The organism is Roseateles sp., from assembly GCF_049240545.1.
Classification (GTDB): Bacteria; Pseudomonadota; Gammaproteobacteria; order Burkholderiales; family Burkholderiaceae_C; genus Paucibacter_A.
Genome location: NZ_JBMLSK010000316.1, coordinates 1 through 21,486, shown reverse-complemented (window position 1 = coordinate 21,486; position 21,486 = coordinate 1). Strand labels below are relative to the sequence as shown.

20 protein-coding genes are annotated in these 21,486 nt (G+C 61.0%); 11 read left to right on the top strand and 9 right to left on the bottom strand.

Annotation, left to right across the window (positions count from 1 at the left end; all coding sequences use genetic code 11):
• Window positions 1–103 precede the first annotated feature (103 nt).
• Entirely contained in the window at window positions 104–1,570 is a 1,467-nt protein-coding gene (locus ACOVRJ_RS19650; RefSeq protein ID WP_422045516.1) for a DEAD/DEAH box helicase, read from the bottom strand.
• 394 nt (window positions 1,571–1,964) lie between these two features.
• On the opposite strand from ACOVRJ_RS19650, the gene ettA reads away from it, so the two are divergent.
• From ettA to ACOVRJ_RS19630, 4 genes are all read left to right on the top strand, one after another.
• Window positions 1,965–3,629, top strand: a complete 1,665-nt coding sequence (ettA, locus tag ACOVRJ_RS19645) for an energy-dependent translational throttle protein EttA (protein WP_422045515.1) — start codon at window positions 1,965–1,967, stop codon at window positions 3,627–3,629.
• A 157-nt stretch (window positions 3,630–3,786) separates the two neighbouring features.
• On the top strand, window positions 3,787–4,290 hold the full coding sequence (locus ACOVRJ_RS19640) for a Spy/CpxP family protein refolding chaperone (RefSeq protein ID WP_422045514.1): 504 nt from the start codon (window positions 3,787–3,789) through the stop codon (window positions 4,288–4,290).
• 126 nt (window positions 4,291–4,416) lie between these two features.
• On the top strand, window positions 4,417–5,127 hold the full coding sequence (locus ACOVRJ_RS19635; RefSeq protein WP_422045533.1) for a response regulator: 711 nt from the start codon (window positions 4,417–4,419) through the stop codon (window positions 5,125–5,127).
• 21 nt (window positions 5,128–5,148) lie between these two features.
• On the top strand, window positions 5,149–6,507 hold the full coding sequence (locus ACOVRJ_RS19630; RefSeq protein WP_422045513.1) for an ATP-binding protein: 1,359 nt from the start codon (window positions 5,149–5,151) through the stop codon (window positions 6,505–6,507).
• A 65-nt stretch (window positions 6,508–6,572) separates the two neighbouring features.
• Here ACOVRJ_RS19630 and ACOVRJ_RS19625 read toward each other — a convergent pair whose 3' ends face one another.
• From ACOVRJ_RS19625 to trpS, 3 genes are read right to left on the bottom strand one after another with little or no spacing between them, the layout of a single operon-like run.
• Window positions 6,573–7,982, bottom strand: a complete 1,410-nt coding sequence (locus ACOVRJ_RS19625) for an MATE family efflux transporter (protein ID WP_422045512.1) — start codon at window positions 7,980–7,982, stop codon at window positions 6,573–6,575.
• Window positions 7,979–8,431, bottom strand: a complete 453-nt coding sequence (locus ACOVRJ_RS19620; protein ID WP_422045511.1) for a DUF3717 domain-containing protein — start codon at window positions 8,429–8,431, stop codon at window positions 7,979–7,981. Before ACOVRJ_RS19620 ends, ACOVRJ_RS19625 begins: the two co-directional genes overlap by 4 nt.
• Before the next feature lie 16 nt (window positions 8,432–8,447).
• Window positions 8,448–9,467, bottom strand: a complete 1,020-nt coding sequence (trpS, locus tag ACOVRJ_RS19615; RefSeq protein ID WP_422045510.1) for a tryptophan--tRNA ligase — start codon at window positions 9,465–9,467, stop codon at window positions 8,448–8,450.
• A gap of 96 nt (window positions 9,468–9,563) precedes the next feature.
• On the opposite strand from trpS, the gene purN reads away from it, so the two are divergent.
• Window positions 9,564–10,190, top strand: a complete 627-nt coding sequence (gene purN, locus ACOVRJ_RS19610; protein ID WP_422045509.1) for a phosphoribosylglycinamide formyltransferase — start codon at window positions 9,564–9,566, stop codon at window positions 10,188–10,190.
• Here the strand turns inward: purN and ACOVRJ_RS19605 are convergent.
• Both ACOVRJ_RS19605 and ACOVRJ_RS19600 read right to left on the bottom strand, forming a co-directional pair.
• Window positions 10,183–10,848: a DUF1345 domain-containing protein gene (locus ACOVRJ_RS19605; protein WP_422045508.1), complete on the bottom strand. Its 666-nt coding sequence runs from the start codon at window positions 10,846–10,848 to the stop codon at window positions 10,183–10,185. The genes purN and ACOVRJ_RS19605 overlap by 8 nt on opposite strands.
• A gap of 2 nt (window positions 10,849–10,850) precedes the next feature.
• Window positions 10,851–11,093: a DUF1653 domain-containing protein gene (locus tag ACOVRJ_RS19600; protein ID WP_422045507.1), complete on the bottom strand. Its 243-nt coding sequence runs from the start codon at window positions 11,091–11,093 to the stop codon at window positions 10,851–10,853.
• Between the two features lie 45 nt (window positions 11,094–11,138).
• On the opposite strand from ACOVRJ_RS19600, the gene ACOVRJ_RS19595 reads away from it, so the two are divergent.
• Together ACOVRJ_RS19595 and ACOVRJ_RS19590 are read left to right on the top strand one after the other, a co-directional pair.
• Window positions 11,139–12,398, top strand: coding sequence for an RsmB/NOP family class I SAM-dependent RNA methyltransferase (locus tag ACOVRJ_RS19595; RefSeq protein ID WP_422045506.1), 1,260 nt, complete (start codon window positions 11,139–11,141; stop codon window positions 12,396–12,398).
• Window positions 12,399–12,546: 148 nt separating this feature from the next.
• The gene (locus ACOVRJ_RS19590) at window positions 12,547–13,755 is read left to right on the top strand and encodes a DesA family fatty acid desaturase (protein ID WP_422045505.1); all 1,209 of its coding nucleotides are present in this window, start codon (window positions 12,547–12,549) and stop codon (window positions 13,753–13,755) included.
• A gap of 348 nt (window positions 13,756–14,103) precedes the next feature.
• Here the strand turns inward: ACOVRJ_RS19590 and rpmG are convergent, their stop codons facing one another.
• The 3 genes from rpmG to trxB all read right to left on the bottom strand — a co-directional run bounded on the left by rpmG (window position 14,104) and on the right by trxB (window position 15,780).
• Entirely contained in the window at window positions 14,104–14,271 is a 168-nt protein-coding gene (rpmG, locus tag ACOVRJ_RS19585; RefSeq protein ID WP_263532261.1) for a 50S ribosomal protein L33, read from the bottom strand.
• A gap of 29 nt (window positions 14,272–14,300) precedes the next feature.
• Window positions 14,301–14,534, bottom strand: a complete 234-nt coding sequence (gene rpmB / locus ACOVRJ_RS19580) for a 50S ribosomal protein L28 (protein WP_263540172.1) — start codon at window positions 14,532–14,534, stop codon at window positions 14,301–14,303.
• A gap of 286 nt (window positions 14,535–14,820) precedes the next feature.
• Window positions 14,821–15,780, bottom strand: coding sequence for a thioredoxin-disulfide reductase (trxB, locus tag ACOVRJ_RS19575; protein WP_422045504.1), 960 nt, complete (start codon window positions 15,778–15,780; stop codon window positions 14,821–14,823).
• Window positions 15,781–15,948: 168 nt separating this feature from the next.
• Here trxB and ACOVRJ_RS19570 point away from each other — a divergent pair, with 168 nt between their 5' ends.
• From ACOVRJ_RS19570 to ACOVRJ_RS19555, 4 genes are all read left to right on the top strand, one after another.
• Window positions 15,949–16,614, top strand: coding sequence for a Crp/Fnr family transcriptional regulator (locus ACOVRJ_RS19570; protein ID WP_422045503.1), 666 nt, complete (start codon window positions 15,949–15,951; stop codon window positions 16,612–16,614).
• A gap of 145 nt (window positions 16,615–16,759) precedes the next feature.
• Window positions 16,760–19,132, top strand: coding sequence for a DNA translocase FtsK (locus tag ACOVRJ_RS19565; protein WP_422045502.1), 2,373 nt, complete (start codon window positions 16,760–16,762; stop codon window positions 19,130–19,132).
• Between the two features lie 5 nt (window positions 19,133–19,137).
• Entirely contained in the window at window positions 19,138–19,755 is a 618-nt protein-coding gene (lolA, locus tag ACOVRJ_RS19560; RefSeq protein WP_422045501.1) for an outer membrane lipoprotein chaperone LolA, read from the top strand.
• A 24-nt stretch (window positions 19,756–19,779) separates the two neighbouring features.
• Complete coding sequence (locus tag ACOVRJ_RS19555; protein WP_422045500.1) at window positions 19,780–21,111, top strand: replication-associated recombination protein A; 1,332 nt, start codon at window positions 19,780–19,782, stop codon at window positions 21,109–21,111.
• The last annotated feature ends 375 nt before the right edge of the window (window positions 21,112–21,486 follow it).

Sequence of the window (21,486 nt, the reverse complement as noted above, 5' to 3'; positions counted from 1 at the left end):
TAAAAAAGCCCAACCGGGTTTTGGCTGGGCTTTGATCAAAAACTGCAGGTCTTGGCCTCGCAACGTCCCTGTTGCTGGGCCTAGCCCTTGGGTCAGTGGGGCTTCAGCGCTTGGGCTGAGTCAGACGAGCGCCGGGGCTGCGTCCGCCGCCACCGCCACCGCCAGCGGGGCGGCCACCACCACCACCACCACCTGGACGGCCGCCGCCACCCGAGCGCTGGCCCTGAGGCGCGGCTTGGCGCGGTGCGCCGCCGTCACGCGAACCCTCGCGTGAACCATGAGGCGCATGGCCCGAACCGCCGCGCGGAGCCGAACGACCACCACCGCCGCCGCCTGGGCGACCGCCGCGGCCACCGCCACCGGAGCGGCTGCCGTTGTTGTTCAGAATCATGCGGCCCAACACGATGGGCTCAGGCTTCTCGCTCGGATCGGGGGCAAAGCCTTGCACGACTTCCTTGGGGATCTCGCGCTTGATCAGTTTTTCGATCTCACGCAGGAAACCGTTTTCATCCACACAGACCAAGGACACCGCCTCGCCTTGAGCGCCTGCACGGCCGGTACGGCCGATACGGTGCACATAGTCTTCCGGCACATTCGGCAACTCAAAGTTGACGACGTGGGGCAGCTGGTCGATGTCGATGCCGCGGGCGGCGATGTCGGTCGCCACCAAGCAGGTCAGGTCGCCGCTCTTGAAATCGGCCAGGGCCTTGGTGCGGGCACCTTGGCTCTTGTTGCCGTGGATGGCCATGGCGCTGATGCCTTGGTCATTCAGGTAGTCGGTCAGGCGGTTGGCGCCATGCTTCATGCGGGTGAAGACCAGCACCTGGTGCCAGTCGCCGCTCTTGATCAGATGGACCAGCAGTTCTTTCTTGCGCTCGCGGCCCACCGGGTGAACCTTTTGAGCAATCGCTTCATTGGTCTGGTTGCGACGGGCCACTTCAATCAGTGCGGGCTGGTTCAGCAGGCGGTCGGCCAGGTTCTTGATGTCATCGCTGAAGGTAGCGCTGAACAGCAGCGACTGCTTCTTGGCCGGCAGCAGGGCCAGCACTTTCTTGATGTCGTGCACAAAGCCCATGTCCAGCATGCGGTCGGCTTCGTCCAGCACCAGCATTTGTACCTGGCTCAGGTCCAAGGTGCCTTGTTGGGCGTGGTCCAGCAGACGGCCGGGGGTGGCCACCAGGATGTCAACGCCATCACGCAGGCGGTTGATCTGCGGCTGCATGCCAACACCGCCGAACATCACCATGCTCTTCAGAGGCATGTACTTGCCGTAGGTCTTGACGCTTTCTTCGACCTGGGCGGCCAACTCGCGAGTCGGCGTCAGCACCAGGGCGCGGATGGCGGGCTTGCCGCGCTTGTTCAGCACCGGCTGGCCGACGCTCAAGCGATGCAGCATGGGCAGGGTGAAGCCGGCGGTCTTGCCGGTGCCGGTCTGGGCACCGGCCAAGAGGTCACCGCCTTGCATGACGGCGGGAATGGCCTGCGATTGAATGGGGGTAGGAGTCGTATAGCCGGCGTCGGCGATGGCCTTCAGCAAAGGCTGGGCAAGGCCCAAAGATTCAAAGCTCATTGATTTTTTGTAGAGCACGCATCTTCGGTTGCTGGGCCGCGCTGCAGGGTATGCAACGCCAGTCTGCGAGCCTGCGATAGGAGGCGTACAAGATGTCAAAAAAAGGAACGCCGCGGAAGACTGGTAGCCGCGGCGTAGGCCCGCAGTATAGCTGCCCCCTAGGAAAACCCAGGGGAAACTCGGGGGTCAAGCGGCTTTGCAGGGCCTCGCCCAGGGCTGGCTTGTGAACTTGTGACGCCTATGCGCCGAGTCGGGGCGGCGAAGCTGCGACAATACGTCGTTTCGCGTCTTGCCAAATTGGCATTCGCGGCGGGCCGGCAGCGCTCGCGCCTGCCCACAAGGTCCCGCAGCCCCGCAAAAACTCTCGAAAACTCCAGGACAGGAACCCTCCGCCATGGCGCAATACGTCTATTCCATGAACCGTCTGAACAAGACGGTGCCTCCGAAACGCCACATCCTGAAGGACATCTCGCTGTCTTTCTTCCCCGGCGCCAAGATCGGCGTGCTGGGCGTCAACGGTTCCGGCAAGTCCACCGTGCTGAAGATCATGGCCGGTGTGGACAAGGAGTACGAAGGCGAGGCCATGGCCATGCCGGGCATCAAGATCGGCTATTTGCCGCAAGAGCCCGAGCTGAACGCCGAACAGACCGTGCGCGAAGCGGTGGAAGAGGGCATTGGCGGCGTCTTGGCGGCCAAGAAGCGCTTGGACGAGGTCTATGCCGCTTATGCCGAAGAGGATGCGGACTTTGACGCACTGGCCGCCGAGCAGGGCGAGCTGGAGGCCATCATTGCCGCCGCAGGCTCCGAAAACACCGACTTGCAGCTGGAGTTGGCGGCCGACGCGCTGAACTTGCCGCCCTGGGACGCCAAGATCGGCGTGCTGTCCGGTGGTGAAAAGCGCCGCGTGGCGCTGTGCCGCTTGCTGCTGAGCAAGCCCGACATGCTGCTGCTTGACGAGCCGACCAACCACTTGGACGCCGAATCGGTGGAGTGGCTGGAGCAGTTCCTGCAGCGCTTCCCTGGCACCGTGGTGGCCATCACCCACGATCGCTACTTCCTGGACAACGCGGCCGAGTGGATCTTGGAACTGGACCGCGGCCACGGCATCCCATGGAAGGGCAACTACTCCGACTGGCTGGACCAGAAGGAAAAGCGCCTGGAAGGCGAGCAGAAGTCCGAAGACGCCCGCATGAAGGCGATGAAGGAAGAACTGAAGTGGGTGCGCTCCAACGCCAAGGGCCGTCAGGCCAAGAGCAAGGCGCGTCTGGCCCGCTTCGAGGAGCTGTCGGACGTTGAATACCAACAGCGCAACGTCACCAACGAAATCTTCATCCCCGTGGCCGAGCGTCTGGGCAATGAAGTGATCGAGTTCGAAAACGTCAGCAAGAGCTTCGGCGACCGCGTGCTGATCGACAACCTGAGCTTCAAGGTGCCGGCCGGCGCCATCGTCGGCATCATCGGCCCCAACGGTGCTGGTAAGTCGACGCTGTTCCGCATGCTGCAAGGCACCGAGACCCCGGACAGCGGCACCGTCAAGATCGGCAAGACCGCCAAGATGGCTTTCGTGGACCAAAGCCGTGCCAGCCTGGAAGCCGACAAGACCGTCTGGCAAGACGTGTCGGGTGGCCTGGACAACATCACGGTGGGCAAGTTCGTGATGCCCAGCCGCGCCTATCTGGGCCGCTTCAACTTCAAGGGCAATGACCAGCAAAAGCTGGTGGGCAGCCTGTCGGGTGGTGAGCGTGGCCGCTTGCACTTGGCCAAGACCCTGGCGCAAGGCGGCAACGTCTTGATGCTGGACGAACCGTCGAACGACTTGGACGTTGAAACCCTGCGCGCGCTGGAAGAAGCGCTGCTGGAATTCGCCGGCAGCGCGATGGTGATCTCCCATGATCGCTGGTTCCTGGACCGTATCTGCACCCACATCCTGGCTTGCGAAGGCAATTCGCAATGGTTCTTCTTCGACGGCAACTTCCATGAGTACGAAGCCGATAAGAAGAAGCGTCTGGGCGAAGAAGGTGCGCGTCCGAAGCGCATGCGTTTCAAGCCAATCAAGTAAAGCGGCCAACTGTTGGCAGAAGTCTTCTACGGCAGCCCAAGAAAAAGGACCTTCGGGTCCTTTTTTCATGCCTTCACAGATCTTTACCGCTTGTGCATGCAAGGCTTACCTGCGGCTTGGAAGATGAACCCATCGACAGCCAGTACAGGAGTTCTTCATGGGCAAGCTTTTCACTTTCAACTCAGCTAAACAGCTCTCCCTTGTGGCCTTGTTGTCTCTTGCTGCGGCAGCGGCACAAGCGATGGGCCCGATGGGCGGCGGGCTCTCGCATCGAGGTGGTGGCGCCGACATGATGATGGCGGGTCGCATGGAACGCCTGTTGGAAGACGCGGATGCGAGCGAGGCGCAACGTGCACAGATCAAGCAAATCATGAATGCCGCCAAGGCGGACTTGAAGAATCAGCGCGACGCCGGGCGCCAGCTGCGGGAGCAGGCCATGGCCTTGTTCACTGCGCCCAATGTGGATGCGGGCGCCGTTGAGGTGTGGCGTCAGCAGATGCAGTCGCAGCGCGAAACTGCCAGCAAGCGCATGACGCAGGCCATGGTGGAGGCGGCCGGTGTCCTGAGTCCTGAGCAGCGCGCAAAGCTGGCCGAGCGCATGAAGAAGATGCAAGCTCGCATGGCGGAGCATCGTCATGGCGAAGGCCGAACGGGTCGATGAGATCGGGGCGCGTTCAACCGGGAGGGCTCGCTTATGCTTGAGGCCTTGATGAATCAACCTCCCATGGCTTCGCGCAAGGCGGGATCCGTGGCGAGGCCGATGGCGAGACCCTTGATCAAATCCGTGATGATGCAAAGACTGCTGCTGATAGATGACGATGCCCGGCTGACCGCGATGCTCGGCGACTACCTGAGTGGTGCCGGCTTCGCGGTACATGCGGCTGGCAGCTTGGCTGAGGGGCGTGAAGCCTTGAACGGCGCCTCTTTTGATTTGCTGGTGCTGGATCTGATGCTGCCCGACGGCGATGGTCTGGATTTCTGCCGGGAACTGCGCGCGGCCGCGCACACCCGGCGCCTGCCGGTGCTGATGCTGTCCGCACGCGGCGAGCCGATGGACCGTATTCTCGGTTTGGAGTTGGGGGCCGATGACTATCTGGCCAAGCCCTTCGAGCCGCGCGAGTTGCAAGCCCGCATCAAGGCCTTGCTGCGTCGTACCGAGCCGCTCTCGGATGCCGGTGATGTGTTGAGATTCGGTCGTTTGGAGATTGATCTCGCGGCGCGCATGGCGCGGCTAGATGGCCTGCCCTTGGACTTCACCGGACACCAGTTTGATCTGTTGGTGGTGTTGGCGCAAAGCCCAGGGCGGGTGCTTTCGCGGGATCAGATCATGGATGCGCTCAAGGGCCATCCGCTCGAAGCTTTTGACCGCTCCATTGATGTACACATCTCACGCATTCGCGCATTGATTGAGGACGATCCCAAGGCGCCGCGGCGTGTCTTGACGGTCCGCGGTGCAGGCTATGTGTTTGCCCGCAAGCAAGACGCGGATTCGGTTTGAAGGCGCCCGTTTGAGTCTCGGATGAAATCGCTTTACCTGCGTATTTACCTGACCCTGGTGGTCTTGTTGTTGGCTTTTGCCTTTGGCTCCGCTTGGCTGTTTCAGCGCCATATCGAAAGGGAGCGAGGCGGCTTTGAGGCCACGGCCAATGAGCGCATGTTGGCCATGGCTGACCTGTTGTTTCATGCGCTGCCCTCGGCAGAGGCACCTCGCGAAGAGCAGGCGGCCGCAGTCGAGGAATGGGGCCGTCGTCTGCGCATGGCGATTGCACTCAACGATGCGTCTGGACAGCGCATCGAAGCCTCGCTCGCCTTCGAGCGTCGGCTGGAACTCGAAAGCGCGACTACGACGCTGCGCATTCCTCTCAAGGATGGTCGCAGTATCGAGTTGATGCGTGGTAACCGCCCCTTGGGTGGGCCGGGCGGCCCAGGTGTGGGTGCTCGCCTGGACGGGCAGACGATGCCCTTGCCCTTGCTCGGTCCTCGGCCGAATGGTCAGGTCTTGGCGGTCTTCTTGGTGCTGCTGTTCATCGGCGTCGCTGTCGGCGCGTACCCCGTCATTCGCCGTTTGACCCGGCGCTTGGAGGCCTTGCGTGTCGGCGTGGAACAATTTGGAGCCGGCAACCTGTCCCACCGCGTCGACGCGGCGGGCAAGGATGAAGTCGCCGCGCTGGCGCAAAGTTTCAACCGATCGGCCGAGCAAATTGAAGGTCTGTTGCGGTCGCAGAAGTCCTTGTTGGCCAATGCGAGTCATGAATTGCGCTCCCCGCTGGCACGCTTGAAGATGGCCTTTTCCATGTTGAGCGAAGGCGGCCAGATCGAGATGAAGTCACCTCAGGGTGAGCGTTTGGGTCAAGAGATTCACGCCAATATTCGTGAGTTGGATGCGTTGGTGGAGGAGGTGCTGCTGGCCAGTCGACTGGAGGCCAATGCCTCTCCTCTGCAAGGCCAATGTGTTGATCTGATGGTCTTGGGCGCCGAAGAGGCCGCGCGTGTGGGGGCAGATTTCTTGCCTGCACCAGGTTTGCAGCACTTGGCCGCGCAAGGTGATGAGCGACTTCTGCGGCGGGCCTTGCGCAATCTGCTCGAGAACGCTAGTCGCTATGGCGGCAATGAGGTTTTGTTGGAGTTGCGGCGTGCAACGACGGGCCACGCCGAATTCCGCGTGTGCGATCGGGGGCCGGGCGTGCCTGTCGCGATGCGTGAACGTATTTTTGAAGCGTTTTTTCGACTGCCGGGTCATGCCGAGCAAGCGGGAGGCGTGGGCCTGGGCCTAAGCCTGGTCAAACAGATCGTTTTGCGACATGGTGGCGAGGTCCGCTGTGAGGAACGCGCGGGCGGTGGCAGCGTGTTTGTGATGCAACTGCCGCAAGACCGCTGATCCCTGTGCCTGTTCGGTCAGTTGGCAGTCGCCAGTGGCTTGCGCCTGAGCTGCTTTCAGCGTGCCTAGCTTCCGGCCAGCGTCTCGTTTTCTTCTTGGCGATGCACCCAGGCAAGCAAGGCGCTCAGGCCCAGGGCAGAAATTACCAGGCCTGCGGTCGCTGCGGCCCAAAAGCCTCGGGCACCTTGTAGATTCGCCAGCGTCTCGGGCGCATGGCCAAAAGCCACCCAATAGCCGCCGCCCAAACCTACACCCCAGATCGCCAGGGCATAGATCACCATCGGGGCGGTGGCAATGTGATGTGCTCGCAGCACAAAAGCGGCCAAGGTCTGGCCGGCGTCCGCCACATGGAACAGCCAGACCCACAGCAACAAGGGCATGGCGGCTGCAATGATGAGCGGGTCATGGGTGTAGAGGCCCAGCACTTGCTCGCGGCCAAGAAAGATCAAGGCGCCGACCAGAAAGGACAGACAGACTCCAATCTCCAGCCCGTGCCAGCCCAGTCGCCTGGCGCCCGCGGCATCATGTGCGCCGACGCTTTGGGCCACCAGGGTGCCGGTGGCATTGGCCAAGGCCAAGGGCAGCATGAACATCAAGGCGATCAGGTTGGCGGCCAACTGGTGCCCGGCGACGGCCGTGGACCCCAGTCGGGCAATGAAGATGGCCATGAAGGTGAAGCCGGTCACCTCGATCAAAATGGAGCCGCCCATCGGGATGCCCAGCTTGAGCAGGGCCTTGATGGAGGGCCAATGAGGACGGCGCCACAGGCCGCCGTCCAGGCCGAAGGGGCGGTAGAAGCTGTCTTTTCGCAGCAGGGCAAAGGCAATCAAGGCTTGCGACCACATGGCGATTGCCGTGGCGATGCCGCATCCCGGTGCGCCCATCGGGGGCATTGTCCAAGGGCCGAGACTGAAGCCCTGGATAAAGACCATGCTCAGAGGGACTTTCACCGCCAGCCCGCTGATCTGCAGAATCATGACCGCCTTGGGACGAGACACGGCCACGGTGAAGCCCCGGAAGGCGGTGAAGAACAAGGTGGCCGGCAAGCTGAACGCCAACGCCCAAAGGTAGGCGCGTACCTTGGCCTCGACCTCAGGGCTGGTTTGGGAAATGGCCAAAAAGGGCTGCGGAAAAAGAAGGATCAAGTCGCCGATGAGCAGCAAACCCAGGCACAGCCAGAGGCTTTGGCGAAACTGATCCCCGGCTTGCTTCAACTGGCCGGCGCCAAACAAGCGACCCACGATCGGCGAAATAGCCATGACCACGCCCATCAGCCCCACGAACACGGTGACGTAGATGGCGCTGCCGACGGCCAAGGCCGCCAGATCAATGGCGGAGTAACGCGCAATCAACAGTGTGTCCACCGTGCTGAAACCCAGCACGGCCAACTGCCCGATCAACACCGGCCAAGCCAGCGGGGCGATGCGGCGCAGGCTGTCGATGCGTGTGCTGCCGGCCGGCTTGGGTTGGCTCAAGGCTGAGTTCCCGCCGGGGCTGATGGGGGATGGTCTGCGCCCTTGAACTCCCGGGCCCGCTCGGCGTAGCGATTGAAGCGCCAGGCGGTGGCTTCCATCGAGATGCGCCGCCAGGTGATGCGCTTCTCGGCCGGGCTCATGACGGGCCAGTGCTGCACCTCATCAAAGCTGCGGCCGCAACCCTTGCAGATTTCATCACCTTGGCTGGTGGAGCAAATGGCGATGCATGGCGCATCGGGCGTGCTGGCGTACCAGCCCAACCAGGCCTCTTTCGCGTCCGCCGGCAAGCTGTCTTCATCGCATTCGGTTTCGCGGTAGTAGACCAGCAGGCCGTAGACCTCTGCCAAGGCGCGAACCTCCGGGCAGGCGCTCAGGCCGTCAGGGGAGGGCTGCTGCTCGCGCCACCAGTTGATGGCCGCCTCAATGTCGGTGATGTGAATGCCAGCCATGCTGTGCGCCTTGGGCTCAGTAGCTCAGGCCGATGGCGGCGCGCACTTCGCGCAGCGTCTTACGAGCGACGGCGCGGGCGCGCTCGGTGCCCACTTCCACAATCCACTGCACCTGCTTGGGCTTGGCCAGGTACTCGTTGGCACGTTCACGCCAGGGGGCTTGCTCTTTGTGGATGGCTTCGATCAAGGGCTGCTTGCAGTCCAGGCAGCCAATCCCGGCCGAGGCGCAGCCCTCTTGCACCCAGGCGCGGGTGTCGCTGTCCGAGTAAATCTGGTGCAAGGGCCACACCGGGCAGCGGGCTGGGTCGCCGGCATCGCTGCGGCGCACGCGCTGTGGGTCGGTGGGCATGGTGCGGATCTTCTCGCTCACCACCTCGGGTGCATCGCGCATGGCGATGGCATTGCCGGCGCTTTTGCTCATCTTCTGGCCGTCCAGGCCCGGCAGGCGCGAGGTGTCGGTCAAGAGAGCCTGCGGCTCCGGCAGGATGGCTTGCTCCGGGCTGTAGATGCGGTTGAAGCGTCGTGCCACTTCACGGGTGACTTCCACGTGGGCGGTTTGGTCTTCGCCGACCGGCACAAACGCGGCCTTGTAGATCAGGATATCGGCCGCTTGCAGCAGCGGGTAGCCCAGGAAGCCGTAGGTCGCCAGTTCGCGATTCTTCTCAACCTGATCTTTGTAGCTGGGGATGCGCTCCAGCCAAGAGGAAGGCGTGCTCATGGCAAGCAGCGTGAACAGCTCGGCGTGCTCGGGCATGCGGCTTTGGATAAAAAGCGTGGCTTGTTCGGGGTCGATGCCCGCGGCCAGCCAATCCACCACCATATCGTAGACATTGCGTTCGATCGCTTCGCGGTCTTGGAAATGTGTGGTCAATGCATGCCAGTCGGCCACGAAGAAAAAGCAGTCGTGGCTGCGTTGCAGCTGCACCCAGTTCTTCAGCGCGCCGTGGTAGTGGCCAAGGTGCAAGGCCCCGGTGGGGCGCATGCCGGATAGCACACGTTGGCGGGTGGTGGGTGCGGGGCTGATGTCGGAGCTCATGAATGGTCTTCGGGAAGGGGCGGCGGCAAAGGCGCGGTAGACGCTCTAGGCGCAGTAGCGCCGGTCGGCGATTGTAGGCAGCTACACTGCCGCCCCATGAAAAGCATTGTCATTCTGATCTCCGGCCGTGGCAGCAATATGGAGGCCATCGTGCGCGCCTGTGCCGCTGAAGGCTGGCCGGCCCGCATCGCGGCGGTCATTAGCAATCGGCCCGGCGCGGCGGGGCTGGCTTTTGCCGCTCAGCATGGCATTGCCACCGCCGTGGTCGATCACAAGGCTTTTGCGAATCGCGAGGTTTTTGATGCGGAGCTGCAAAAAGTCATCGATGGCTACGCGCCTGATTTGTTGGTCTTGGCGGGTTTTATGCGCATCTTGACGCCGGCTTTCACCGCGCATTACGCCGAGCGCATGCTGAACATCCACCCCTCTTTGCTGCCCGCGTTCACCGGCTTGCATACACATGCCCGTGCCTTGGAGATGGGCTGCAAGTTTGTCGGTGCCACGGTGCATTTCGTCACCGCAGAGCTGGACCATGGCGCCATCGTGGCGCAGGCGGTGGTGCCTGTTCAGGCGGGCGATGATGAGGACAGTTTGTCTGCTCGGGTCCTGAAACTGGAGCACCGCATGTATCCGCAAGCGGTGCGCTGGTTTGTGCAGGATCAGTTGCAGATTGAAAACGGCGTCGTGTGCCAGACGGCTGGAGAAAGCCAGTCCTTTATTTGATCAAGCCGGCCAGGATGTTGATGGCCAAGGCCAGTACGCCGGTATTGAACAAAAAGGAAAGCATCGCGTGCAGCAGCACCAGACGGCGCATCGGGCGGGCGCTGACGGCCACATCCGACGTTTGCGAGGTGGCGGCCAAGGTGACTGAGAAGTACATGAAGTCGATGTAGCCGGGGTGCTGTTCACCCTTGGGAAACTCGCCCGGGAACTCCAGCCCGTGCGGTCGGTCGGCGCCGGTGTGATAGAGGCTGGCATAGGCCAGTGCAAACTCGACCGGCAGCAAGAGCCATGAACCGGCAACGGTGGCCAGGGCCAGGAGCAGATAGGGCCAAGTCTGCTCGGTCATCAAGCCTCGCTGCAGTTGGCTTAACTCCAGAGTGATGGCGCCTAAGCTGGCCAGTGCGCCCAGCACAGCCAGGAGCAGCACCGTGCCAATGCCATCGGCTTGGGCGCGTGAATTGGTCTGGAGATGCTGTTGGTCGGCCATCTGCATCATGCGAAAGACCATCGCCAGATAAAGCCACACGCCGAGGTTCCAGCTCAAAAGACCTCGCGTCATCGGCGACCAATGGGCCGGCCAAAACCAGGCTGCGCCCAGCCCGGCGCCGACGGCCAGCAGCAAACGGGGTCGAACTCTCAGCTGGTTCCAGATTTTCATGCCTACTTTGCTGCTGACACAGGCGTGAAACGGGGGACGCGCTGGCCTTCAAAATCCAAGGACTCAAAAAACATGGCGTGCGGGCGCACCCAGAGCCCGGTCGCGTTGTAAAGCGGGCGGTAGACCACCAAGGGCTCCAGCGTTTCGCTGTGTCGCGCCGCGCCGATCACTTCGTACTCGCCGCCTTTGTAATGGCGATACAAGCCAGTGGGCGTCAGGGGCAGGGCGGGAAGATCGTCGTTCATGGCGGGTGTTTGTGAACAAGTGTCACAAGCAGGGATAATCGGGGCATGCATCCTAATGCCCTTCTTGATCTGAGCTGCGAGCTTCTGCGCGCCGTGCTCCAACTGGACAGCCCCGCCGACAGCGTGGTGTCCGCTTTTTTCCGTAAACACAAGGCCCTGGGCCAACGTGAGCGTCACGCCCTGGCCGAAACGGCCTATGCGGTGCTGCGTCAGCGACCTTTGCTGCAGCATTTCGCCCAGTCCGGCAGTGGGCCGACTGAGCGCCGCTTGGCGATCTTGGCTTGGCAGGGCAACAGCACTTTCTTGCGTGGCGCCCTGAGCGAGCAAGAAAAGCAGTGGCTGGAGCAGGTGCAAGCGATGGACAAGAGCGGCTTGCCCGCCAAGCTGCGCCATTGCCTGCCCGAGTGGCTGGCCAAGCCTTTGTTGGAGCGTTTGGGTGAGGAGCAGTTCTGGCTTCTGGCCGAGAGCATGAATGAGCAGGCGCCGCTGGATTTGCGCGTCAACACCTTGAAGATCAAGCGTGAGGAAGCGCAAGAGATTCTCAAGGCCGCCAATATCGACGCTCAACTGACGCCGTTTTCCCCGATGGGCCTGCGCGTGCACGGCAAGCCGGCTTTGAACAAGCTGGACATCTTCACCGGCGGCAGCATTGAAGTTCAAGACGAAGGCAGCCAGTTGCTGGCCCTGATGTTGGACGCCAAGCGCGGCGAGATGGTGGTGGACTTTTGCGCGGGTGCGGGCGGCAAGACCCTCGCCCTGGGCTCGGCCATGCGCAATACCGGCCGGCTTTACGCGTTTGATGTGTCGGGCCATCGCCTGGCTTCCTTGAAGCCGCGCCTGGCGCGCAGCGGCCTGTCGAATGTCTACCCGGCGCAGATTTCGCATGAGCGGGATGAGCGCATCAAGCGCTTGAGCGGCAAGATCGACCGGGTGTTGGTCGATGCGCCTTGCTCGGGTTTGGGCACCTTGCGTCGCAACCCGGACCTGAAATGGCGCCAGTCCTTGCACGCCATCCAAGAATTGCAAGCCAAACAAACAGCGATCTTGGCCAGTGCGGCGCGCTTGCTGAAGTCGGGTGGCCGCTTGGTTTATGCCACTTGCAGCCTGCTGGATGCCGAGAACGAGGAGATCGCACAGGCCTTTGAGGCAGCGCATCCCCAGTTCAAGCGGCTGGCCGCCGATGAAGTCTTGGCCAAAGCCCATGTGGAAGGCGCGCAGGCTTTGACTGAAAACGGCTATCTGCGCCTGTGGCCACATCGGCACCAGACCGACGGCTTCTTTGCCGCGGTGTGGGAGCGGCAGTAAGGACTCCGTATAGGGGCTGAGTTTGGCCGTGAGGTCAAGCCCGCAGATGCGGCTTCAGTAAATTAGGGGGTGTCGCCTACAATCGGGCGACTTATTCCATTTTGGTGCCCAATCGTTTGGGCAGGGTTAGGAACTGATGAACTTCTTGATGACGATACATGATGCCGTGGTGCAGTGGCTGGCCAACGGGCTGCTGGATGCGTCCGCATGGCAGATGGTGGCCTATACCCTGGTCATTACGCACTTCACCATTTTGTCGGTGACCATCTTCTTGCACCGTGCGCAAGCGCACCGAGCGCTGGATCTGGGGCCCATCCCTTCGCACTTTTTCCGTCTGTGCCTGTGGCTGACCACCGGCATGGTGACCAAGGAATTTGTGGCGGTGCACCGCAAGCACCACGCCAAGTGCGAGACCGAAGAAGATCCGCACAGCCCGCAAACACGCGGCCTGAAGGCCTTGCTGCTGACCGGCGTTGAGCTCTATCGCGCCGAAGCCAAAAACGCCGAGACCATCAAGAAATACGGTCTGGGTACGCCCGATGACTGGATTGAGCGCAATCTCTACACCCGCTACAGCTGGCAAGGTGTGGGCCTGATGCTCATCATCAACCTGGCCTTGTTTGGCGCGATCGGCGCCACGATCTGGGCGATTCAGATGGTGTGGATCCCCGTCTGGGCGACCGGCGTGATCAACGGTCTCGGCCACTGGTGGGGTTACCGCAATTTCGAGGCGCCTGACGCATCGACCAATGTGTCACCCTGGGGCATCTTGATTGGTGGCGAGGAGTTGCACAACAACCATCACACTTATCCGACTTCGGCCAAGTTCTCGGTCAAGCCTTATGAGTTTGATATCGGCTGGGGCTATATCCGGGCTTTCGAAATGCTGGGCTGGGCCAAGGTTCGCAAGACCGCACCGAAGCTGCGCCATGGCGAAATCAAGCAGGCCGACAAAGACACCTTGGAAGCCGTGATCGCCAATCGCTACGAGGTGATGGCCAGTTATGGACGTGGCCTGAAGTTGGCTTGCGCGGCCGAGTTGGCCAAGCTGAAGGCTCAAGGTCAGGAGCAAAGTGCTCAGTGGGCCCAATTCAAAGCGGCCAGCCGCTGGTTGCATCGCGATGAGGCTCGCATCCCTCAAGCGGTGCTGACTCAGATCGCTACTTTGCGCGCAGCCAGCCCGTCGCTCGATAAGTTGGTGGTGATGCGCGAAGAGTTGCGTCAGTTGTGGACCCGAACGAATGTATCGGCAGAGCAACTGGTGGTTGATCTGCAGGCTTGGTGCCGCCGTGCTGAGGAAAGCGGTATCGCTGAATTGCGCAACTTCTCGATGAACTTGCGCGCTGCTCGCGTGTAAAGGCTAGCGAGAGTTTGTGTGAGCGCTCTGTGTGGGCGCGGTTTGAAGAAAGGCGCACTCACGAGTGCGCCTTTTTCTTTGTCTGAGGAAAAGCTGGGCATCTGCTTGATGCTGTGCGGCGATTCTTGGCTCTATCGTGCCTGTGGTGTCTCACCGGGTGTGGCGCATCAGGCTGAGGTGCGTGGCTTCTGATGCCTTTGCAGAGGGCGCAAAGAGGGTTTCGTTTGCTAGGCCTTTGTTGTGGCCGACCGGGCTCATTCGAGGGCATTGTGGAGCGGCCATGAAAAAAACCCGGCAGCTTGCGCTGGCGGGTTTTTTCTAGACTTCGGCCCTGAGGTCGGTGCTGACTTATCTCAGCTTGGTCTCTTTGTACAGAACATGCTTACGAGCCTTGGGGTCGAATTTCATGAATTCGAGCTTGCCGGTCGTGGTCTTCTTGTTCTTGTCAGTGGTGTAGAAGTGACCCGTACCTGCGGTCGACTCCAACTTGATCTTTTCGCGTGCGCCTTTGGCCATGATTGTGCTCCTTCAGTCTCAGTTCTAGATCAGAGCTCGCCCTTGGCGCGCAGATCGGCGACGACCTGGTCGATACCGACCTTGTCGATCAAACGCAGTGCAGCATTGCTGATGCGCAGGCGGATCCAGCGGTTCTCTGACTCCAGGAAAAAGCGGCGGTACTGCAGATTGGGCAGAAAGCGACGCTTGGTTTTGTTATTGGCGTGAGAAACATTGTTTCCCACCATGGGCTTCTTGCCCGTGACTTGACAGACGCGTGCCATTGACGCTTCTCCTGTTTGAATTGATGACCGATTGCCTCGGCAGGGCTTGAGCAGAGTCTTCACTCTGCGCTAATCCTGAGGCAATCATTTGACCGCTATATGCAAGCTAAACCCAAAGAATCACTTCCGTAGGGTGCGGTCCATCCAGCAAGCAAGCCGCAGAGTATAGCTGACTTTTGGACTGAGCGCCAGATCTGGCCGGCACTAGTGCCGATTGGGGCTTGAGAAGGGCCTTGCTGCAGGGCGACTTGAGAAGTGTCTCTGTGCGCCCCGCAGTTGATTCGCCTCAGCCCTGTTCTTGCTCCAGGAAGCGTTGCGCATCCAGGGCGGCCATGCAGCCAGTGCCAGCGCTGGTGATGGCTTGGCGGTAAACATGGTCCTGCACATCGCCGGCGGCGAAGATGCCCGGCACGCTGGTCATGGTGGCAAAACCGTTAGAGCCGCTGCGAGTCAGGATGTAGCCATCCTTCATTTCCAGTTGACCCTTGAAGATGTCGGTGTTGGGTTGGTGGCCAATCGCGATGAAGCAGCCGTGCAGGGTCAGGTCTTGCGTGCTGCCATCTTGGGTGCTCTTGATGCGAACGCCGGTCACGCCGCTTTGATCGCCCAGGACTTCATCCAGGGTGTTCCAAAGATGCAGGACCACATTGCCGGACTCGGCCTTGGCCTTCAGCTTGTCGATCAGGATGGGCTCGGCGCGGAACTTGTCACGGCGGTGGATCACATGCACCTTGCTGGCGATATTGCTTAGGTAGAGCGCTTCTTCCACAGCAGTGTTGCCTCCGCCGACCACGCAAACCTCTTGGCCACGGTAGAAGAAACCGTCACAGGTGGCGCATGCGCTGACGCCGCGGCCCGAGAAGGCTTCTTCAGAGGGCAGGCCCAGGTATTTGGCCGAGGCGCCGGTGGCGATGATGAGGGAGTCGCAGGTGTAAGTTGCACTGTCGCCCTTAAGGATGAAGGGGCGCTGGGAGAAGTCCACCGCATTGATGTGATCGAAGACGATTTGAGTCTGGAAGCGCTCAGCGTGCTTCTGGAATCGCTCCATCAACTCAGGCCCTTGCACGCCCATCACATCGGCCGGCCAGTTGTCGACCTCGGTGGTGGTCATCAATTGGCCGCCTTGGGCCATGCCGGTCAGCAGGGTTGGCTTCAGGTTGGCGCGGGCCGCATAAATGGCTGCGGTGTAGCCGGCTGGGCCCGAGCCCAGAATCAGCAGCGAATGGTGTTGGGTGGCTTGGTTCATGACGGAAATATGAGGTTAGGGCTGCGTCAATCAAGAAGACTGGGCGGTTTTATCCGGCCTAGACCCTATTTGAAAGCCGGGCTGGGTTGGCACAATGCGCCCATTCTAGGCATCGCCACACACAGATGTTGGCTTGCCAATTCAAACCTTAGTCAATGGAGGCTGTTTATGGCGATGCTGTCCAATTTGGACCTGATCCGCAGGGTGCCCTTGTTTTCCTTGCTCACCACCGATCAGGCGCAGTCCATCGCGGACAGCGTGGTCAAACGGCGTTTCAAGCGCGGCGAGTTGATCGTCGAGCAAGGCACCAAGTCGAATGCGCTCTTCATTTTGCTGAACGGCCGGGCGCGGGTGTTGACTGCGGACACGCGTGGCCGTGAGGTGATTCTGGCGGTTCTTCAGCCCGGTGACTATGTCGGCGAAATGAGTCTGATTGACCATGAGCCCCATTCGGCCACCGTGCGCGCCGAGGTTCAAACCGATATGTTGGTGCTGGGCCGCAATGAGTTCTCGCGTTGCTTGCCCGAGAGCAGCAGCCTGTCCTATGCGATTTTGCGGGGCTTGGTGGCGCGACTGCGCAATGCCGATCGCCAGATTGAGTCTCTGGCTTTGTTGGATGTTTATGGCCGCGTGGCGCGCACCTTGCTCGACATGTCTGAAGACGAAAAGGGGCTGAAGATCATTCGCGGCAAGGTGTCTCGTCAAGACATGGCCAAGGTGGTCGGGGCTTCGCGCGAAATGGTCAGCCGCGTGATGAAAGACTTGGAAGAGCGCGGCGTGATTGAAACACTGGAAAACGGTTCGGTGGTGATCAAGGAACGCTTCCCCGGCTGATCGCCATGAGCTGATTCGGCCCTGGGTTTCTGGGCTTGGCCAGTGTTTTGATACTGGCGAACTGGGTGTTTCCTTGGCCCTCGCTACATGAGCTTTAGGGAAGCTCATGCCCGAGAGTGATGCTTGCTTAGGTCACAATGGCGGCATGAGTTTTCCCCTGGCATCCCTGTTGCGCGGCGATCAGCCCGACGCAAGCGACAAAGTCTACAAACGCCAAGGCAAGAAGGCGGCCCCGCCACCACCTGTCAAACACAACCCTTTGCGTACGCCGCTCTGGCTCGTGCTGAGTGGCTTGCTTTGGTGTTTGGTGGTCCTGTCCTTGGTCAGCCATGATCGCGGCGATGCTGCCTTTTCGATTTCGGGTGGCCATGAGCTTTATGGCAACCGCATGGGTGCGGTTGGGGCGTGGATTTCCGATCTGCTTTTGTTCAGCTTTGGATATTCGGCCTGGTGGTTCTTGTTGGTGGGCTTGCGCTCTTGGCTGAGTAGTCTGGCGGGTTTGTTGCGAGCCGATGCCGATCAGGCCCGAGTCCCCGCGAGCGCTCGCTCCGTGGCCTTGTGCATGCTGGGCGTGGTCTTGCTGATGTGCGCCAGTTGCTCGCTGGAGTGGACCCGCTTGTATCTGTGGGAGTCTCGTCTGCCTGGGCATGCCGGTGGTGTTTTGGGTTATACCCTCGGCCCCTTGGGCATGCGTGTGTTCGGTTTTGCTGGCTCAGGCGTGATCAGCATCGTGCTGGCTGTGGTGGGCGCGGCCTTGGCCTTGAATTTCTCTTGGCTGAAGTTGGCCGAGCAACTGGGCAGCCGCATCGACCGCTTGCGGGAGCAGCGCCTGGAGCGCCGCGAGATCGCCGAAGACCAGCGCGTGGGTGAGCAGGCGGTGCAAGAGCGGCTGCATGAACATGTGGTGGAGGTCGAGCGTCAAGTTGTCGCCGAACATGTCCCCATCGTCATCGAGGCGCCCGTGTTTGAAGTGCCCAAGTCCACTCGTGTGGCCAAGGAGCGGCAGTCGACCTTGTTTGCTGACGCCAGCGATACCAAGCTTCCGCAAGTGGACTTGCTGGACTCGGCGCCGGTTCAGGTGGTCTCGGTCACGCCCGAGTCCCTGGAAATGACCTCGCGCATGATCGAAAAGAAGCTGCGCGACTTCGGTGTCGAAGTGCGTGTGGTGGCGGCCTCGCCCGGCCCGGTGATCACCCGTTACGAGATCGAACCGGCTACCGGCGTCAAAGGCTCGCAAATCGTCGGTCTGGCCAAGGACTTGGCGCGTTCGCTGAGCCTGGTGTCCATCCGCGTGGTGGAAACCATTCCGGGCAAGAACTTCATGGCTCTCGAGCTGCCCAACGCGCGGCGCCAGACCATACGCCTCTCCGAGATTCTGGGCTCCCAGGTTTATGCCGATGCCAGCTCGCAGCTGACCATGGGCCTGGGCAAAGACATCGTCGGCCTGCCTGTGGTGGCCGATCTGGCCAAGATGCCGCACTGCCTGGTGGCCGGTACCACCGGCTCGGGCAAGTCGGTGGGTATCAACGCGATGATCTTGTCCTTGCTTTACAAGGCCGAGGCGCGCGATGTGCGCCTGATCTTGATCGACCCCAAGATGCTGGAAATGAGCGTCTACGAAGGCATCCCGCATCTGCTGGCGCCGGTGGTGACGGACATGAAGCAGGCCAGCAACGCGCTGAACTGGTGCGTGGGCGAGATGGAGCGCCGCTATAAGCTGATGAGCAAGATGGGCGTGCGCAATCTGGCCGGCTACAACAAGAAGATCGACGAAGCCACCGAGCGCGGCGAGAAGATCGGCAACCCCTTCAGCCTCACGCCGGAGGAGCCGGAACCGCTGGAGCGTCTGCCCTTTATCGTCGTCGTCATCGACGAGTTGGCCGACCTGATGATGGTGGTCGGCAAGAAGATCGAAGAGTTGATCGCCCGCCTGGCACAAAAAGCCCGTGCGGCCGGCATCCACCTGATCCTGGCCACGCAGCGACCCTCGGTCGATGTGATCACTGGCCTGATCAAGGCCAATATTCCGACCCGCTTGTCCTTCCAGGTCAGCTCCAAGATCGACAGCCGCACCATCCTCGATCAGATGGGCGCCGAGGCTTTGCTGGGCATGGGTGACATGCTTTATATGCCCTCGGGCACCGGTCTGCCCATTCGTGTCCACGGCGCATTTGTCAGTGACGACGAGGTTCACCGGGTCGTGACTTATCTGAAAGAGCAGGGCGGCGAGCCCAACTACATCGAAGGCATTCTGGAGGGCGGGGTGCTCGATGGTGATGCTGGAGGCGAGGGCGGCGGAGCCGGCGGTGGTGACGGCGAGGCCGATCCGATGTACGACCAGGCCGTGGCCATCGTCTTGCAGCATCGCCGGGCCTCGATCTCCTTGGTGCAACGTCATCTGCGCATTGGCTACAACCGGGCAGCGCGACTGCTGGAGCAAATGGAGAAATCCGGCTTGGTGTCCAGTATGGGCAGCAATGGCAACCGCGATCTCTTGTTGCCCAAGCGGGAGGAGTGAGAAGAATGAAGTTTGGATTCAAGTTGGGCGCGATCGCGGCCTTGATGGGTTTGCTGGGGCAGGCTCAGGCGGATGCGGTAGCAACGCTGCGCGACTTTGTGCGCGAGGTAAAGGGTGCTCGCGCACAATTCAGCCAAACGGTGTACTCCCCCGATGGCGCTCGTAAAAAGAGCTCTTCGGGTCAGTTCGAATTCCAGCGCCCCAACCAGTTCCGGTTCGCCTACACCAAGCCGTTTGAGCAGCTGATCGTCGGCGACGGGCAAAAGGTCTGGATCTATGACGCGGACTTGAATCAAGCCAGCTCCCGCCGCATGACCCAGGCCTTGGGCGCCACGCCAGCGGCCCTGCTGGCCGGTGGCAATTTGGAGCGCGACTTCACCCTCAAGGCGCTGAGTTCCGAGGGCGGCTTGGAATGGGTGCAGGCCCTGCCGCGTCAAACCGAGTCGGGCGTGCAGTCTTTGAAGGTCGGCTTCAAAGGGCGAGAGTTGGCAGCCTTGGAGATCATCGATGGCTTTGGTCAGCGTTCCCGACTTGATTTCAGTGGCGTGGTGACCAATCCGGCGCTGAAGCCTGAGGCTTTCAAGTTCGTGTTGCCGGCTGGGGCTGATCTGCTTGAGCAATAGCCTGAGAGTGTGGGGCGAATTGCCATGACGGATTTGTTTTCTCAAGAGCCAGTCGCCCCGCTGGCCGAGATGTTGCGGCCTCAAACGCTGAACGAGGTGGTGGGTCAGTCTCATCTGCTCGGTGAGGGCAAGCCGCTGCGCTTGGCGTTTCAGTCCGGCAAGGCCCACTCGATGATTTTTTGGGGCCCGCCCGGCGTCGGCAAGACCACGCTGGCTCGGCTCACCGCCCACGCATTTGGCAGTGAGTTCATCGCCTTGTCAGCGGTGTTCTCCGGCGTCAAAGACATTCGTGGGGCCATGGAGCACGCCCAGCAATACCTGTCCCAGGGCAAGCACACGATTTTGTTTGTGGACGAGATCCACCGCTTCAACAAGGCGCAGCAAGATGCATTGCTGCCCCATGTGGAGTCCGGCTTGTTCACCTTCATCGGCGCAACCACCGAGAACCCGTCCTTCGAGGTGAACTCGGCCTTGCTGTCGCGCGCCCAGGTCTATGTGCTGAAGTCCTTGACCGAGGCCGAGCTCAAGCAATTGTTGAAGCGGGCTCAGAGCAAGGTCATCGCCAATCTGCAGTTTGACGAAGCCGCCGTCGACACCTTGGTGGGCTACGCCGATGGAGATGCACGCCGCTTTTTGAATCTGCTGGAGCAATGCAATACGGCCGCAGGAGCCGCTGGTCGGGTCAAGATCGATGCCGAATTCATCAGCAATGCGCTGAGTCTGAATGCGCGCCGCTTCGATAAGGGCGGTGACAACTTTTACGACCAAATCTCGGCCCTGCACAAATCCGTGCGCGGCTCGAATCCTGACGGCGCCTTGTATTGGCTCTGCCGCATGTTGGATGGGGGAGCCGATCCCCGTTACTTGTCTCGCCGCATCGTTCGCATGGCCTGGGAGGATATCGGCCTGGCCGACCCTCGTGCGATGCAAATCGCCAACGATGCTGCCCTGACTTTTGAGCGTTTAGGCAGTCCCGAAGGCGAGTTGGCTTTGGGGCAGGCGGTGATTTATCTTGCGGTGGCCGCCAAGAGCAATGCGGGCTACAAGGCCTATAACGAGGCGCGAGCCTTTGTGAAGCAAGACAAGAGCCGCGAGGTGCCGGTCCATCTGCGTAACGCACCAACTCGGCTGATGAAAGAACTCGGCTACGGCCATGAGTACCGCTACGCCCATGATGAGCCGCATGCCTATGCTGCAGGGGAGAGCTATTTGCCTGAGGGTATGGCAGATCCTGTCTGGTATCAGCCCGTTCCGCGCGGTCTGGAGCTGAAGATTGGCGAGAAGCTGAGCTTTCTTCGCAAGCTGGATGCCGATGCCCTGAGTGATGCAAAAAGTGACGAGAAAGGCGATGCCTGAGCGGCAGTTTTCCTCAGGTCTTTGATGCTTGCTTGGCACTGTTTTTGCCCTCTGGCGCTACGGGTAAACACCTTCAAAGCGCAGGGTGGACCGCCTCCTACAATCGTTCGCAGCCTGCAGGAGAAGAGGTCGCTTTGGCAGCTGCAAAAAGGCAAACTCAAAGGCCTGCCGAATTCGCGGTGGGCTTTTTTTTGGCTTTGCGTCGCGCCAGCTCGCGCTTCAACCCTGCACAATGAAAAAGGTGACTGGTCTACCCGTCCAGCCTACCCAACCGGAGACGCATCATGGAAACGTTTTTCCAGCAAATCATCAACGGCCTCGTGCTCGGCAGCATGTACGCGCTGGTCGCGCTGGGGTACACGATGGTGTACGGGA

Coding starts and splice junctions, on each gene's coding strand:
- purN (WP_422045509.1), top strand. CDS start 9,564: ATGAAAAGCATTGTCATTCTGATCTCCGGCCGTGGCAGCAATATGGAG.
- ACOVRJ_RS19620 (WP_422045511.1), bottom strand. CDS start 8,431: ATGGCTGGCATTCACATCACCGACATTGAGGCGGCCATCAACTGGTGG.
- trxB (WP_422045504.1), bottom strand. CDS start 15,780: ATGAACCAAGCCACCCAACACCATTCGCTGCTGATTCTGGGCTCGGGC.
- trpS (WP_422045510.1), bottom strand. CDS start 9,467: ATGAGCTCCGACATCAGCCCCGCACCCACCACCCGCCAACGTGTGCTA.
- ACOVRJ_RS19640 (WP_422045514.1), top strand. CDS start 3,787: ATGGGCAAGCTTTTCACTTTCAACTCAGCTAAACAGCTCTCCCTTGTG.
- ACOVRJ_RS19635 (WP_422045533.1), top strand. CDS start 4,417: ATGATGCAAAGACTGCTGCTGATAGATGACGATGCCCGGCTGACCGCG.
- ACOVRJ_RS19605 (WP_422045508.1), bottom strand. CDS start 10,848: ATGAAAATCTGGAACCAGCTGAGAGTTCGACCCCGTTTGCTGCTGGCC.
- ACOVRJ_RS19570 (WP_422045503.1), top strand. CDS start 15,949: ATGGCGATGCTGTCCAATTTGGACCTGATCCGCAGGGTGCCCTTGTTT.
- ACOVRJ_RS19555 (WP_422045500.1), top strand. CDS start 19,780: ATGACGGATTTGTTTTCTCAAGAGCCAGTCGCCCCGCTGGCCGAGATG.
- rpmB (WP_263540172.1), bottom strand. CDS start 14,534: ATGGCACGCGTCTGTCAAGTCACGGGCAAGAAGCCCATGGTGGGAAAC.
- ACOVRJ_RS19590 (WP_422045505.1), top strand. CDS start 12,547: ATGACGATACATGATGCCGTGGTGCAGTGGCTGGCCAACGGGCTGCTG.
- ACOVRJ_RS19630 (WP_422045513.1), top strand. CDS start 5,149: ATGAAATCGCTTTACCTGCGTATTTACCTGACCCTGGTGGTCTTGTTG.
- ettA (WP_422045515.1), top strand. CDS start 1,965: ATGGCGCAATACGTCTATTCCATGAACCGTCTGAACAAGACGGTGCCT.
- ACOVRJ_RS19650 (WP_422045516.1), bottom strand. CDS start 1,570: ATGAGCTTTGAATCTTTGGGCCTTGCCCAGCCTTTGCTGAAGGCCATC.
- ACOVRJ_RS19565 (WP_422045502.1), top strand. CDS start 16,760: ATGAGTTTTCCCCTGGCATCCCTGTTGCGCGGCGATCAGCCCGACGCA.
- lolA (WP_422045501.1), top strand. CDS start 19,138: ATGAAGTTTGGATTCAAGTTGGGCGCGATCGCGGCCTTGATGGGTTTG.
- ACOVRJ_RS19595 (WP_422045506.1), top strand. CDS start 11,139: ATGCATCCTAATGCCCTTCTTGATCTGAGCTGCGAGCTTCTGCGCGCC.
- rpmG (WP_263532261.1), bottom strand. CDS start 14,271: ATGGCCAAAGGCGCACGCGAAAAGATCAAGTTGGAGTCGACCGCAGGT.
- ACOVRJ_RS19600 (WP_422045507.1), bottom strand. CDS start 11,093: ATGAACGACGATCTTCCCGCCCTGCCCCTGACGCCCACTGGCTTGTAT.